Genomic DNA, 14,667 nt, shown 5'->3' with positions numbered 1-14,667 from the left:
GCGACTTGGGAGCAGCCGGCAATGGCTCGACACCTCATCACCAGCGCCCTTCCGTACATCAACGGGATCAAGCACCTGGGCAACATGGTGGGGTCCATGCTCCCGGCCGATGTGTACGCCCGGTACCTGCGGCAGCGCGACCACGACGTCCTCTACATCTGCGCGACCGACGAGCACGGCACGCCCGCCGAGCTGGCGGCGAAGGACGCGGGGCAGTCCGTCGCGGAGTTCTGCGCGGAGCAGCACGACAAGCAGAAGGCGATCTACGACGGCTTCGGCTTGGAGTTCGACCACTTCGGCCGGAGCTCCTCGCGGGAGAACGTCGAGCTGACCCAGCACTTCGCGCGCAAGCTGCACGAGAACGGCTTCATCGAAGAGCGGACCATCCGCCAGGTCTACTCCAACGCCGACGGCCGCTTCCTGCCGGACCGCTACATCGTCGGCACCTGCCCGCACTGCGGCTACGACAAGGCGCGCGGCGACCAGTGCGAGAACTGCACCCGCGTCCTGGACCCGACGGACCTGATCGACGCCCGTTCGGCGATCAGCGGCAGCGGTGACCTGGAGGTGCGCGAGACCACGCACCTCTTCCTGCTCCAGTCCGAGCTCCAGGTCGAGGTCGAGGGTTGGCTGGCCGGCAACGGCAGCAAGGACTGGCCGACCCTGGCGTCGTCCATCGCCCACAAGTGGCTGACCGAGGGCCTCCAGGACCGGGCGATCACCCGCGACCTGGACTGGGGCGTCCCGGTGCCGGCCGATGTGTGGCCGGAGCTGGCCGCCGAGGGCAAGGTCTTCTACGTCTGGTTCGACGCCCCGATCGAGTACATCGGCTCGACGAAGGAGTGGGCGGACCAGGCGCCGGAGGAGCGCGACTGGAAGTCGTGGTGGTACGAGGCCGACGACGTCCGCTACACGGAGTTCATGGCCAAGGACAACGTGCCGTTCCACAGCGTGATGTTCCCGGCGACGCAGCTGGGCACCCGCGAGCCGTGGAAGCGGGTGGACTTCCTCAAGGCCTTCAACTGGCTCAACTACTACGGCGGGAAGTTCTCGACCTCGCAGCAGCGCGGCATCTTCACCGACGCGGCGCTGGAGCTGCTGCCGGCCGACTACTGGCGCTACTTCCTGATGGCGCACGCCCCGGAGTCCGACGACACGTCCTTCACCTGGGAGCTGTTCTCCTCCTCGGTCAACAAGGACCTGGCCGACACCCTCGGCAACTTCGTCAACCGCGTGCTCTCCTTCTCGCGGAAGCGGTTCGGCGACGAGGTGCCGGCCGGTGCCGAGGCGGGTGCCGCCGAGCAGAGGCTGGGCGAGGAGATCGCCGGGCTGCTCGCGGAGTACGAGGGCCACATGGAGGCGCTCCAGTTCCGCAAGGCGGCGGCCGCGCTGCGCGCCCTGTGGAGCGCGGGCAACTCCTACCTGGAGGAGAAGGCCCCCTGGCTGGAGATCAAGACCGACAAGGACGCCGCGGCGCTGACGCTGCGGACCGCGATGAACCTGATCCACCTCTACTCGGTGGTCTCCGAACCGTTCATCCCGGCGTCGGCGAAGGCCATGCGCGGCGCGTTCGCGCTGGCGGGCGACACGGCCAGCTGGGTGTCGCAGGAGGAGGCGAAGGCGCTGGCCTTCGTGCCCGCCGGGACGTCGTTCACGGTGCCGCCGGTGCTCTTCGCGAAGATCACCGAGGACGACCTGGCGGCGTACCGGGAGCGCTTCGGCGGCGAAGAGGGCTGACGCCCGGCGCACGGAGCGCATGACGCACGAGGACGCCCCTGGACCGGTCCGGTCCGGGGGCGTCCTCGTGCGTGGTGCGGGGCGGCGGGACGGCCGCTGCCGGATGTGCAGGGGCCCGGGACCACCGTCGCGGTCCCGGGCCCCTGCTCCGCCTTACTTGGTCGGCTTGTACGGCGTCGGCTTCGCCGGGCCGGTACGGATGCTCAGGTGCAGCTCCTTGAGGCGGGACTCGTCGACCTCGGACGGGGCGCCCATCAGGAGGTCCTGCGCGTTGCCGTTGAGCGGGAAGGCGATGGTCTCGCGGATGTTGGGCTCGTCGGCCAGCAGCATCACGATCCGGTCGACGCCGGGGGCGATGCCACCGTGCGGCGGGGCGCCGAACTTGAAGGCGCGGAGCATGCCGCCGAACTCGGCCTCCACGGTCTCCTTGTCGTAACCGGCGATCGCGAACGCCTTGTACATGACGTCCGGCTCGTGGTTCCGGATCGCGCCGGAGGAGAGCTCGGTGCCGTTGCAGACGATGTCGTACTGCCAGGCGAGGATGTCCAGCGGGTCCTTGGTCTCCAGCGCCTCCAGGCCGCCCTGCGGCATGGAGAACGGGTTGTGGGAGAACTCGACCGCGCCGGTGTCCGCGTTGCGCTCGAACATCGGGAAGTCGACGATCCAGCAGAAGCGGAACTCGTCCTCGACGAAGTGGCCGGCGCGCTTGGCGGCCTCGACGCGCACCGCGCCCATGATCTTGGAGACCTCGTCGAACTCACCGGCGCCGAAGAAGACGGCGTGGCCGGGCTTGAGGTCGAGGGCGGCGACCAGCGCCTTGACGTCGTCCTCGGTGAGGAACTTGGCGATCGGACCGGCGAGCGCGTTCTCGTCACCGACGCGGACCCAGGCCAGGCCCTTGGCGCCCTGCGCGACGGCGAAGTCGCCCAGCTGGTCGAAGAACTTCCGCGGCTGGTCGGCGGTGTCCGGCACGGCCAGGGCGCGGACGTGCTTGCCGGCGAACGCCTTGAAACCGGAGTTCGCGAAGACGTCGGAGACGTCCACCAGCTCCAGCTCGGCGCGCAGGTCCGGCTTGTCGGAGCCGTACTTGAGCATCGCCTCGCGGAACGGGATGCGCGGGAAGGGCGAGGTGACCGTGCGGCCGTTGCCGAACTCGGTGAAGAGCTCGGTCATCAGCTGCTCGATCGGCCGGAAGACGTCCTCCTGCTCGACGAAGCTCATCTCGACGTCGAGCTGGTAGAACTCGCCCGGCGAGCGGTCCGCACGGGCGTCCTCGTCGCGGAAGCAAGGCGCGATCTGGAAGTAGCGGTCGAAGCCGGCGATCATCAGCAGCTGCTTGAACTGCTGCGGGGCCTGCGGCAGCGCGTAGAACTTGCCGGCGTGCAGACGGGACGGGACCAGGAAGTCGCGAGCGCCCTCGGGGGAGGTCGCGGACAGGATCGGGGTCGCCATCTCGTTGAAGCCGAGGGCCACCATCTTGTGCCGAATCGCGGAGATCACGGCGGTGCGCAGCATGATGTTGCGGTGCATGCGCTCGCGGCGCAGGTCGAGGAAGCGGTATTCGAGGCGCTTCTCCTCGTTGACGCCGTCCTCGGCGTTGATCGTGAAGGGGATCTGCTCGGCGGCGCCGAGCACCTCGACCTCGGTGACCTCGATCTCGATCTCGCCGGTCGGCAGGTCGGGGTTGACGTTGTCGGCGCCGCGGGCGCTGACCTTGCCGTCGACGCGGACGACGGTCTCCTTGGTCAGCGAGCCGAGGGCCTCGTTGGCCGGGGTGCCGGGGCGGGCGACGAGCTGCACCAGACCGTGGTGGTCCCGCAGATCGATGAAGAGGATGCCGCCCAGGTCACGTCGATTGTGCAGCCAGCCGCTGAGGCGGACGTCGGTGTCGACGTCCGCGGCTCGGAGCTCGCCGCAGTTGTGGGACCGGTACCGATGCATCGCTCATCCAAGTCGTCGCGAGTCGAGGTGGGGAGCTGACGGGCGGGAAGGGGGATACCAGGCTCACTCGCCCGATCGACCGCCTTGTGGATCACCCGAAAGACCACCCCAGGAATGGCATAACCGCTCCAGGTTACCGCCCGGCCCCGACGAGCTGGTTGACATATACCCCTCAGCGTCACCCCGGCGAGAGACCGGGCACCCGGGCTGCGACGATGGTCGGGTCCGGCACGTCGGTCGGGCCACTTCAAATCCGCCTAAAGTGATGCAATGCGCACTAAGGACCTCTTGGCCGCCCTCTCGACCGGCCTGTGGCGCTGGGACAACGCATCCGGCCGAGTGGCCCTCGACGCGGAGGCGGCCAGGCTGCTGGGACTTCCCGCCGAACCGGCCGAACTGACCGAGGCCGCCGTGCGATCCCGTTTCCACCCCGTCGACTTCACCGAGATCAACGGCGGGGTCCGGCTCGCGATCTCCGAGGGCACGGTCGCCGAGGCCCGGCTGCGCATCGTGGACGAGCGGGGGCGGGTGCAGCGCGTCGTCCGCTCCCGTTCCCGCCCGCGGATCGTCAACGGTGCCTTCGAGTTGGTCGGCTCCCTTCAGGAGGTGCCCGGGCAGCAGCCCGGCACATCGGCGGCCACCGCCCCGGTCACCGGCGACTGGCGCCGCTCGCGCGAGGCGTTCCTGCTGGACGCGGGCCGGGCGCTGTCCGAGGCGCGGTCCACGGCCGAGGTGCTGCGGGTCGCGGCGGGGCTGGCCATGCCCGGCTTCATGCCGGACGGCCTGGCGGTCTTCGGCATCCAGGGCGATCGGCTCGCGGTCCTCGGCCACCACGGGCACCGCCCCGGCGACGAGCAGCCCTTCTCCCCGATGACGCTGGACACCGACTACCCGGCCGCCGAGGTGGTCCGGAGCGGCCGGGCCGTCTACCTCCCCACGCCGGAGGACTACCAGCGCCGCTATCCCGCCGTCTGGCCCCTGGCCGCCCGCTTCGGCCGCGCGTCCTGGGCGTTCCTGCCGCTGGTCAACGCCGGTCGGACGATCGGCGCCTGGATGACCGGGTTCGCCCAGCCGGTCGCCTTCACCCCGGACGAGCGCTCGGTGCTGACCACCGTGGCCCGGATGCTGGCCCAGGCGCTGGCCAGAGCGGGGGTGCAGGAGTCGCAGCACGAACTGGCCGTGGGACTCCAGCGGAGCATGATGCCCACGGTGCAGCCGGACGTCCCCGGGATGGCGGTCGCGGCCCGCTATGTGCCGACCGGTGGCGGGCTGGAGGTCGGCGGCGACTGGTACGACATGATCCCGCTGCCGTCCGGCCGGATCGCGCTGGTCATCGGGGACGTCCAGGGCCATGACGTGCGGGCCGCGGGCCTGATGGGACAGCTGCGGATCGCACTGCGCGCCTACGCCTCCGAGGGCCATCACCCCGACGCGGTGCTCTCCCGTGCCTCCCGCTTCCTGGCCGGGATCAACGAGACCGGGTTTCGCGGCCACGGTGAGGACCAGCGCTTCGCGACCTGCCTGTACATCGAGGTGGATCCGGCGACCGGGCTACTGGACGTGGCGCGGGCCGGCCACCCCGACCCGGCGATCAGGATGGCCGACGGCGCGGTCCTGGTCCGGCCGACCGCGGGCGGGCTGCCGCTGGGCATCGACCCCGACACCGACTACCCCACCACCCGGATCGTCCTGGAGCCCGGCGAGACCATGCTGGTGTGCACCGACGGGCTGATCGAGAGCGGCGGGCACGACCTGGAGACCGGCTGGGGGCGGCTGCGCGACACCTTCAAGGCCCACGACGCCACGGCGGACGAAGGCGGTGCGGAGAGTCTGGAACGGCTGGCCGACGCCCTGGTCCAGGCCGTGCACGGCCCCTCGTCGCAGCGCACCACCGGTCCGCTGGTGGACCGCCGCGCGGACGACATCGCCCTGTTGCTGCTCTCCCGTGAGAGCGCCAGCTGCGGCGTGGGAGCCGGCGACCGGCTCGCCCGGCGGCCCGGGCGGCGCACCGTGTTCTCCGTCGCGCAGGCCGAGCCGGAACGGATCGCCGCGGCGCGCCGCCAGATACGCGATGTGCTGCACGACTGGAGCGATCCGGACCAGGTCGACTCCGCCGTACTGCTGGTCTCCGAGATCGTCACCAATGTGCTGATGCACACCGACGGGGATGCGCTGCTGGTGGCGGAGGTCTCCGGCGAGCGCGGTTCCCGGCGTCTCCGGGTCGAGGTGGCCGACGCCAGCGACGAGTTGCCGCACCTCCGCAGGCCCGGCGAGCTGGCGTCCTCGGGGCGCGGCCTGGTGCTGTTGGAACTGCTGGCCGGGGCGTGGGGCGTGGACCCGCGCGGGGACGGCAAGTCGACGTGGTTCGAGCTCTACGAGGACGCCGGGGCGGCGGGGGAGTCGTCCGGTCCGGTGTCGCCGGGCCCCGAGGAGCCCGTACCCGAGCCCGCCGCGTAGTGGTTGCGCAGCTCGTGGAGGACGCCGGAGGCGGCCGCGGTCAGCGGTACGGAGAGCAGCATGCCGAGGATGCCGGCGACGCTCGCACCCGCCGTGATCGCCAGCATGACGACGGCCGGGTGCATCTGCACGGTGCGGCTCTGGATCATCGGCTGGAGCACATGGCCCTCCAGCACCTGGACGGCGACGACCACCCCGAGCGCCCAGAGCGCGATGACGACGCCGCGGTCCGCGAACGCCACCAGGATCGCCACCGCACCGGAGATGAACGCGCCCAAGTACGGGATGTAGGCCCCGACGAAGACCAGCGCGCCCAGGCCGAGCGCCCCCGGAACGTCCAGGATCAGCAGGCCGACGGTGATGCAGAGGGCGTCGATCAGCGCGATGAAGGTGGTGCCGCGCATAAAGCCCTCGATGGACTCGAAACCGCGGCGGGCCATCCGTTCCAGGCGCGGTGCCGAGCCGCCCGGGGCCCAGTCGTGCAGGGCGCCGACGGCCTTGTCCGAGTCACGCAGGAAGAAGAACGTGAGCAGCAGGGCCAGCACCGCCGCGGCGATGAACTGTCCCACGATGCTCACCCCGGCGAGCAGCCCGGAGGCCGCGGTGCTGCCGAACCTGGAGGCCAGCGTCTTGGCGTTGGTGGCGAGATCGCTGAGCGAATTGCCGGCCGTCCCGAAGTGCTGGGAGAGGTCCGCCGCCGCGCTCTTGAGGGACGCGATGATCTGGTCACCGGTGTCGACCAGCACGGTGACCACGACGTATCCGGCCCCGCCGACCACGACCATCAGAACGGCGCAGGTCAGCCCCGCCGCCAGCGAGCGGTTGAACCGCATCGCCACCAGCTTCCGGTACAGCGGACCGAGCAGCCCACTGCCGAGCAGGGCCAGCAGGACGGGTGTGACCGCGGCGCTCAACTCGACGCAGAGCCAGACGCCGACGGCCAGCACCGCGGCGACCAGCAGTCCGACCGCGCACCAGGCCCCGGCCCGGCGAGCCTCGATCGGAAGCAGCGGCTGGGCGTGCGGCGGCGGGCCGGGCTCGGCACCGCTCCGGTCGTGATCCGAGTCGTTTCGCACACCGACAGTCCACCACGGCAGAACGGCCGTTGAGCGGTATTGACGGGTGTGCTCGCCGCACACAGCCCGACCGGCAGCGCCGTGATTCACGTGAAACACGAGTGCGGGGGCGGTGTTTCACGTGAAACACCGCCCCCGCGATCCCGCCTTCGGCGGCCGCTCAGAGCGCGTCAGCGGGAATCGTTCCCAGGCGGCCGGCTTGGAAGTCCTCGAAGGCCTGGGCCAGTTCGGCGTGAGTGTTCATCACGAACGGGCCGTAGTGCATCATCGGCTCGCGGATCGGCTGCCCGCCCAGCAGCACCACCTCGAAGTTCGGGCTGCGCGACTCCTGGCTCTCGTCGGCCCGGATCGTCAGCGCGTCCCCCTCCCCGAACACGACCGACTGCCCCATGTGGAACGGGCGCCCCTCCGTGCCCGCCGTACCGCTTCCGGCCAGGGCGTAGGCGAGGCCGTTGAAGTCCGCACGCCAGGGCAGCGTCACCTGGGCACCCGGGCTCACGGTCACATGCATCATCGTGATCGGGGTGTGGGTGACGCCGGGCCCCTGGTGGCCGTCGATGTCACCGGCGATCAGCCGCAGCAGCGCACCGCCGTCGGCCGAGGTCAGCAGCCTGACCTGGCCGCCACCGATGTCCTGGTAGCGCGGCGCCATCATCTTGTCGCTCTTCGGGAGGTTCACCCAGAGCTGGAGGCCGTGGAAGAGACCGCCCGACATGACCAGCGACTCCGGCGGCGCCTCGATGTGCAGCAGACCGGAACCCGCCGTCATCCACTGGGTGTCGCCGCCGTTGATGACCCCGCCGCCACCGTGCGAGTCGCGGTGCACGAAGGTGCCGTCGAGCAGGTACGTCACGGTCTCGAAGCCGCGGTGCGGGTGCCACGGGGTGCCCTTGGGCTCTCCGGGCGCGTACTCCACCTCGCCCATCTGATCCATCATGATGAACGGGTCGAGGTGCTTGTAGGCGATACCGGCGAAGGCACGGCGCACCGGGAAGCCCTCGCCCTCGAAGCCGCTGGGAGCGGTGGTGACGGCCAGTGCGGGCCGGTTGCGCGCCCCGGCAGGCGCGGTCACCTTCGGCAGGGTCAGCGGGTTCTCTACGGTCACAGCGGGCATGACGGCCTCCTCGGTCGCTCGCATCCAAGTTAGTTGAATGCTGAACAACTAGCAAGGCGTGCGGATTCCCGACCGCGCCCCTCGGGCGTCTCCGCAGGTCAGCGAGGAGGGGAGAGGGGAGAAGAAAGGAGGAGAGGAAGAGGGGCGACCGCAGGCCGCCCCGGGGGAGTCGTCAGCCGTACATCCGGCGCATCGCGAAGTCGACCATCTGCTCCACGGCCTTGGCGTCGAAGACCATCCGGTGGTCGCCCTCCATGTCGAGGACGAATCCGTAACCGGTCGGCAGCAGGTCCAGCACCTCGGCGCCGGTGATCACGAAGTACTTGGACTCCTTGCCCGCGTACCGGCGCAGCTCCTTGAGCGAGGTGAACATCGGGATGACCGGCTGCTGGGTGTTGTGCAGCGCCAGGAACCCGGGGTTGTCGCCGCGCGGGCAGTAGACCTTGGACGTCGAGAAGATGCCCTGGAAGTCCTCGGCCGACATTGAGCCGGTGGTGAAGGCGCGCACCGCGTCGGCGAGGGAGGGCGGGGACGGCTCGGGATACAGCGGCTGCTCGCCGTAGCCCCCGGGGGCCGGTTGCTGCGGCGGCGCGCCGTACTGCTGCCCGGCGCCCGCGTTCTGGTCGTAGCCGTACATGCGGCACAGCGTACTGATTCGGAGCGGGCGCGGGGGACCCTCGCTGCGGGCCGGACGCGGGGGACGCTCGTCACAGATAGGCCGCGGGGGGGTTGCTTCTTATTACCCACGGGTAGCATCATCGGAGCTACTTGCTGGTATTGCGTATCGAGGTCCCTTCCTCGGATCGAGGCATTCCTCGCACGAGGCCCTCCCGAACCCTTACGGAGCCGTACCCATGGGGCACTACAAGTCGAATCTCCGCGACATCGAGTTCAACCTCTTCGAGGTGTTCGGCCGCGACAGCGTGTACGGCACCGGACCGTTCGCGGAGATGGACGTCGACACCGCCAAGAGCGTGCTGTCCGAGATCGCCCGGCTGTCGGAGAACGAGCTGGCCGATTCGTACGCCGACGCCGACCGGAACCCTCCGGTCTTCGACCCGGACACCAACACCGCGCCGGTGCCGGACACCTTCAAGAAGAGCTACCAGGCGTACATGGACGCCGAGTGGTGGCGCCTGGGCATCCCGGAGGAGATCGGCGGCACCACCTCGCCGCGCTCGCTCCTGTGGGCGTTCGCCGAGACCATCCTGGGCGCGAACCCGGCCGTGTGGATGTACGCCTCCGGCCCGGCCTTCGCCGGCGTGCTCTTCGAGGAGGGCACCGAGCAGCAGAAGCACATCGCCAAGGTCGCGGTGGAGAAGGGCTGGGGCTCCACCATGGTGCTCACCGAGCCCGACGCCGGCTCGGACGTCGGCGCCGGCCGCACCAAGGCGGTCCAGCAGGAGGACGGCTCCTGGCACATCGAGGGCGTCAAGCGCTTCATCACGTCCGGTGAGCACGACATGGCGGAGAACATCCTCCACTACGTCCTCGCCCGCCCCGAGGGCCACGGCCCCGGCACCAAGGGCCTGTCGCTCTTCCTCGTGCCGAAGTACGAGTTCGACTTCGAGACCGGCGAGCTGGGCGAGCGCAACGGCGTCTACGCCACCAACGTCGAGCACAAGATGGGCCTGAAGGCGTCCAACACCTGCGAGATGACCTTCGGCGACCGCCACCCCGCCAAGGGCTGGCTGATCGGCGAGAAGCACGACGGCATCCGCCAGATGTTCCGGATCATCGAGTTCGCGCGGATGATGGTCGGCACCAAGGCGATAGCCACCCTCTCCACCGGCTACCTCAACGCCCTTGAGTACGCCAAGGAGCGCGTGCAGGGCGCGGACCTGGCGGCGTTCACCGACAAGGCCGCCCCGCGCGTGACGATCACCCACCACCCGGACGTGCGCCGCTCGCTGATGACGCAGAAGGCGTACGCGGAGGGCATGCGCGCCCTGGTGCTCTACACCGCCACCGTCCAGGACGAGATCCTGGTCAAGGAGGCCGCCGGCGAGGACGCCTCCGCCGTGCACGCCCTGAACGACCTGCTGCTGCCGATCGTCAAGGGCTACGGCTCGGAGAGGTCCTACGAGCAGCTGGCGCAGTCGCTCCAGACCTTCGGTGGCTCCGGCTACCTCCAGGAGTACCCGATCGAGCAGTACATCCGGGACTCCAAGATCGACACCCTCTACGAGGGCACCACCGCCATCCAGGGCCAGGACTTCTTCTTCCGGAAGATCGTCCGCAACCAGGGCGCCGCCCTGACCCAGGTGGCGGAGGCCATCAAGACGTTCCTGGCCGACGCCGAGGGCGGCGCCGAGCTGGAGCAGGCCCGTGGCGAACTGGCCAAGGCCGCCGAGGGCCTGGAGGCGATCGTCGGCATCATGCTGACCGACCTCGCCGCCACGGAGAAGGACGTCAAGTCCATCTACAAGGTCGGCCTGAACACCACCCGCCTGCTGATGGCCTCCGGTGACGTCGTCGTCGGTTACCTGCTCCTCAAGGGCGCGGCGGTGGCCGCCGAGAAGCTGGCCGGCGCCTCGTCGAAGGACAAGGCGTTCTACACGGGCAAGATCGCCGCGGCGAAGTTCTTCGCGCACAACGTCCTGCCGGGCGTCGCGGTCCAGCGCACGCTGGCCGAGTCCGTCGACCAGTCCCTGATGGAGCTGGACGAGGCCGCCTTCTGAGACTGAGCCGAGTCGTGACGGTCCGGGGCGCCTGTTCCCGGACCGTCACCGCGTTCTCAGACCCTTCTCAGAATCGCTGCACACACTGACACCGCCCGCCTCCTTACTCCCCCGGGGAGGCGGGCATCAGCATGCCGGGGCGAATGATGCGGACGAGCCCACCGGTACACCTGCGACCGGACGGAGCGGAACCGCCCCCTCCGGCACCGGATCTGCTCTGGAATGCGGAAATCGTGGCCGGAAGGCAATGGAGTCGCACCCTAGGACCACGCGGAAGTGCGGAGTTGGCTCCTTATGCTGAATCCATGACCAACTCCGCCCGCTTCGACCGCGGCCACACCGACGACCTGATGTCCTTCCTCGCCGCCAGCCCCTCGCCGTACCACGCGGTGGCGAACGCGGCGGAGCGGCTGGAGAAGGCCGGCTTCCGGCAGGTGGCGGAGACCGACGAGTGGGACGGCCGAAGCGGCGGCCGGTACGTGCTGCGGGGCGGCGCCATCATCGCCTGGTACGTCCCCGAGGGGGCCACCGCCGCGACCCCGTACCGCATCGTCGGGGCGCACACCGACTCCCCCAACCTCCGCGTCAAGCCGATTCCGGACACCGGCGCCCACGGCTGGCGGCAGATCGCCGTCGAGATCTACGGCGGGACGCTGCTCAACACCTGGCTCGACCGCGACCTGGGCCTCAGCGGCCGGGTGACGCTGGCCGACGGCAGCAACCGGCTGGTCACCGTGGACCGGCCGCTGCTGCGGGTGCCCCAACTGGCCGTGCACCTGGACCGCTCGGTGAACTCCGAGGGCCTCAAGCTCGACAAGCAGCGCCACATGACGCCCCTCTGGGGCCTGGGCGAGGTCGCCGAGGGCGATCTGATCGCGTTCGTGGCGGAGGAGATCGGGGTTCCGGCCGGCGACATCAAGGGCTGGGACCTGATGGTGCACAGCGTGGAGGCGCCCGCCTACCTCGGGCGCGACCGCGAACTGGTCGCCGGGCCGCGGATGGACAACCTGCTGTCCGTGCACGCCGGTACGGCCGCGCTCGCCGCCGTGGCCACGGCCGGCGGCGAGCCGACCAGCATCCCGGTGCTGGCCGCCTTCGACCACGAGGAGAACGGCAGCCAGTCGGACACCGGCGCGGACGGCCCGCTGCTCGGCACGGTGCTGGAGCGTTCGGTCTTCGCCCGCGGCGGCACCTACGAGGACCGGGCACGGGCCTTCGCCGGCACCATCTGCCTGTCGTCGGACACCGGACACGCGGTCCACCCCAACTACAGCGACCGGCACGAGCCGGGGCACCACCCGATGCCCAACGGCGGTCCGATCCTGAAGGTCAACGTCAACCAGCGGTACGCGACCGACGGCACCGGGCGGGCGGTGTTCTCCGCGGCCTGTGAACGGGCCGGCGTTCCCTGGCAGACTTTCGTCTCCCACAACGCCATGCCGTGCGGCACCACGATCGGCCCGATCACCGCCGCCCGGCACGGCATTCAGACCGTCGACATCGGCGTGGCGATCCTGTCGATGCACTCGGCCCGCGAACTGTGCGGAGCCCAGGACCCCTACCTGCTGGCGAACGCCCTCACGGCCTTCCTGGAGAGCTGAGTTGGAATTCTCACTGCTCGGCCCGATCTCCGTGTTGTGCGGCTCCGAGGAGCTGCCGCTCGGGCCCGCCAAACGGCGCAGTGTACTGGCGCTGCTGCTTCTGCAGCCCAACACCACCGTCCCACTGGAGCAGTTGATCGACTCCCTGTGGGAGGACGAACCGCCCGAGCACGCCCGCACGGTCGTACAGGGACACGTCTCGCGGCTGCGCGCCACGCTCGCCGCGGGCGGTGCCGAGGTGTACGGCATCGAGCTGGCCACCCACGGCTCGGCCTATCTGCTGCGGCTGCCGGAGGAGCTGATCGACGCCCACCGGTTCGGTGAACTGGTCGCACTGGCCCGCCCGGAGGCCGCACCGTCCGATGCGGTCCCGCTGCTGCGCGAGGCGCTGGGGCTGTGGCGCGGGCCCGCGCTGACCGGCACGGTCACCAGCCCGCCGTTCGCGGCCGCCGCGCACGCCCTGGAGGAGCGCAGGCTGACCGCCGTGGAGGCGCTGGCCCGGGCGCACGGCGCGCTCGGCGAGCACGAACAGGCCGCGGCCGTCCTCTACTCCGCTGCCGTCAGCCATCCCCTGCGGGAGGGGCTGATCGCCGCGCTGATGCGGGCGCTGTTCCGCACGGGGCGGCAGTCCGACGCGCTGGAGTGGTACCACCGCACCCGGCGACTGCTCACCGAGGAGCTGGGGGTCGATCCGGGCGAGCGGCTGCGCGCGGCGTACGAGGAGATCCTGCGGGCCGAGGCCACGGGCGGGGCCCGGCAGGCCGCCGCGCCCGCGGGCGCCCCGGCCGACCCGCGCACGTTTCACGTGAAACACGGCGGCGACAGGCCGGCCCCCGGCAAGGGGGAGACGGGCTCGGGCGGCGGCGCCGGTCCGACGGCGGGCGCGGAGGCCGGCCGGAGCAGGGCCGGTGCGGCGCCCCGGCTGTTGCCCAGGCCGCCGGCCCGCTTCCTGGGACGGGATGCCCAACTGGGTTCTCTGACCGGGGCGTTGACGGACCGTACGACCGGGGAGAGTCCGCTGGCGGTGGTCGTGGGCCCGGCCGGGGTCGGCAAGACCGCATGCGCGGTGCAGTGGGCGCATCTGCACGCCGAGGCCTTCCCCGACGGGCAGCTCTTCGCCGATCTGCGCGGTTTCGGGGAGGGTGACGAGGCCGCACCGGCCGAGGTCCTGCGCGACTTCCTCCAGGCGCTCGGTACTCCTCCGGAGCGGGTGCCCAGCTCCGCACAGGCCGCCTCGGCACTGTTCCGCTCGCTGGTCGCCGAACGCCGGCTGCTGGTCGTCCTGGACAATGCGCGGAGTTCGGCGCAGGTGCGGCCGCTGCTGCCCGGTGGTCTGCACTGCGCCACGATCGTCACCAGCCGCAGCCGGCTCGACGGGCTGGTCGCCACGGACTGCGCCCGGCCGGTGGGCCTCCAGGCCATGGGGCACGAGGAGGGCGGGGCGCTGCTCGGCGCCATGCTCGGGCCGGACCGGGTCGCGGAGGATCCGGCGGCGACGCGGGAACTGGTCGATCTCTGCGACGGGTTGCCGCTGGCGCTGCGGGCCGCGGCCGCGCAGCTGACCGCCCGGCCGCGCTGGCGGCTGGCCAGGCTGGCCTCGGCACTGCGCGACGAGCGGCGACGGCTGGCGCTGCTGTCGGCGGAGGACACCGGGATCGCGGCGGCGCTGCGGATGTCGGTCGCCCGGCTGTCCGCCGACGACGCCCGACTGCTCCGGGCGCTGGCGACCAGCCCCGACGGACACCTCAACGCCTCGGCGGCCGCGGCGCTCGCCGGATACGACCAGGAGCGGACCCAGGACGGGCTCGAACGGCTCGCGGAAATGCACCTGGTGGACGAAGAGGCCACCGACGTCTACACGATCAGTGCGCTGACCCAGTTGTTCGCCCGGGACACGAACGGGGAAGGCGGACGGCGGCGGGAGAGCGGCGACGGGGCGGAGCCCGACGGGCTTCCGGGTGGCGGCTAGGTGTTCTGTCCGGGGAGGTTGTGGACAGTGAGCCAGGTCTCGGCCGTGGGATCTTGAACGGGTGAGGGCCTTCCGGGTTCGGTGTGGATTG

General features: G+C 70.8%; 9 protein-coding genes. 5 read left to right on the top strand and 4 right to left on the bottom strand.

What is annotated here, in order from left to right; all coding sequences use genetic code 11:
- Window positions 1-21: 21 nt before the first annotated feature.
- Entirely contained in the window at window positions 22-1,737 is a 1,716-nt protein-coding gene (gene metG / locus ACIQE0_RS32875; protein ID WP_402338861.1) for a methionine--tRNA ligase, read from the top strand.
- Between the two features lie 153 nt (window positions 1,738-1,890).
- Here the strand turns inward: metG and aspS are convergent, their stop codons facing one another.
- Complete coding sequence (gene aspS / locus ACIQE0_RS32870) at window positions 1,891-3,678, bottom strand: aspartate--tRNA ligase (RefSeq protein ID WP_366333313.1); 1,788 nt, start codon at window positions 3,676-3,678, stop codon at window positions 1,891-1,893.
- 270 nt (window positions 3,679-3,948) lie between these two features.
- Here aspS and ACIQE0_RS32865 point away from each other — a divergent pair, with 270 nt between their 5' ends.
- Window positions 3,949-6,135 carry a SpoIIE family protein phosphatase gene (locus ACIQE0_RS32865; protein ID WP_402338859.1) on the top strand — a complete coding sequence of 729 codons (2,187 nt, stop codon included), beginning with the start codon at window positions 3,949-3,951 and terminating at the stop codon, window positions 6,133-6,135.
- Here ACIQE0_RS32865 and ACIQE0_RS32860 read toward each other — a convergent pair.
- From ACIQE0_RS32860 to ACIQE0_RS32850, 3 genes are all read right to left on the bottom strand, one after another.
- Window positions 6,051-7,211: an AI-2E family transporter gene (locus tag ACIQE0_RS32860; RefSeq protein WP_402338857.1), complete on the bottom strand. Its 1,161-nt coding sequence runs from the start codon at window positions 7,209-7,211 to the stop codon at window positions 6,051-6,053. The genes ACIQE0_RS32865 and ACIQE0_RS32860 overlap by 85 nt on opposite strands.
- 160 nt (window positions 7,212-7,371) lie before the next feature.
- Entirely contained in the window at window positions 7,372-8,325 is a 954-nt protein-coding gene (locus ACIQE0_RS32855) for a pirin family protein (protein ID WP_366333319.1), read from the bottom strand.
- Window positions 8,326-8,497: 172 nt separating this feature from the next.
- On the bottom strand, window positions 8,498-8,962 hold the full coding sequence (locus ACIQE0_RS32850; protein ID WP_366333321.1) for an SseB family protein: 465 nt from the start codon (window positions 8,960-8,962) through the stop codon (window positions 8,498-8,500).
- 217 nt (window positions 8,963-9,179) lie between these two features.
- Between ACIQE0_RS32850 and ACIQE0_RS32845 the strand changes: the two genes are divergently transcribed.
- The 3 genes from ACIQE0_RS32845 (at window position 9,180) to ACIQE0_RS32835 (ending at window position 14,576) form a co-directional block, all read left to right on the top strand.
- Complete coding sequence (locus ACIQE0_RS32845) at window positions 9,180-11,006, top strand: acyl-CoA dehydrogenase (protein ID WP_366333323.1); 1,827 nt, start codon at window positions 9,180-9,182, stop codon at window positions 11,004-11,006.
- 305 nt (window positions 11,007-11,311) lie between these two features.
- Window positions 11,312-12,607 (top strand): M18 family aminopeptidase, encoded by a 1,296-nt coding sequence (locus tag ACIQE0_RS32840; RefSeq protein WP_366333325.1) that lies wholly within the window; start codon window positions 11,312-11,314, stop codon window positions 12,605-12,607.
- A gap of 1 nt (window position 12,608) precedes the next feature.
- Window positions 12,609-14,576, top strand: a complete 1,968-nt coding sequence (locus tag ACIQE0_RS32835) for a BTAD domain-containing putative transcriptional regulator (RefSeq protein WP_402338854.1) — start codon at window positions 12,609-12,611, stop codon at window positions 14,574-14,576.
- Window positions 14,577-14,667: the final 91 nt, after the last annotated feature.

The sequence above is a fragment of the Streptomyces sp. NPDC093097 genome (genome assembly GCF_044754325.1).
Classification (GTDB): Bacteria; Actinomycetota; Actinomycetes; order Streptomycetales; family Streptomycetaceae; genus Streptomyces.
Note: the sequence above shows the minus strand (reverse complement) of the source record. Positions and strands in the feature narration are given on the sequence as shown.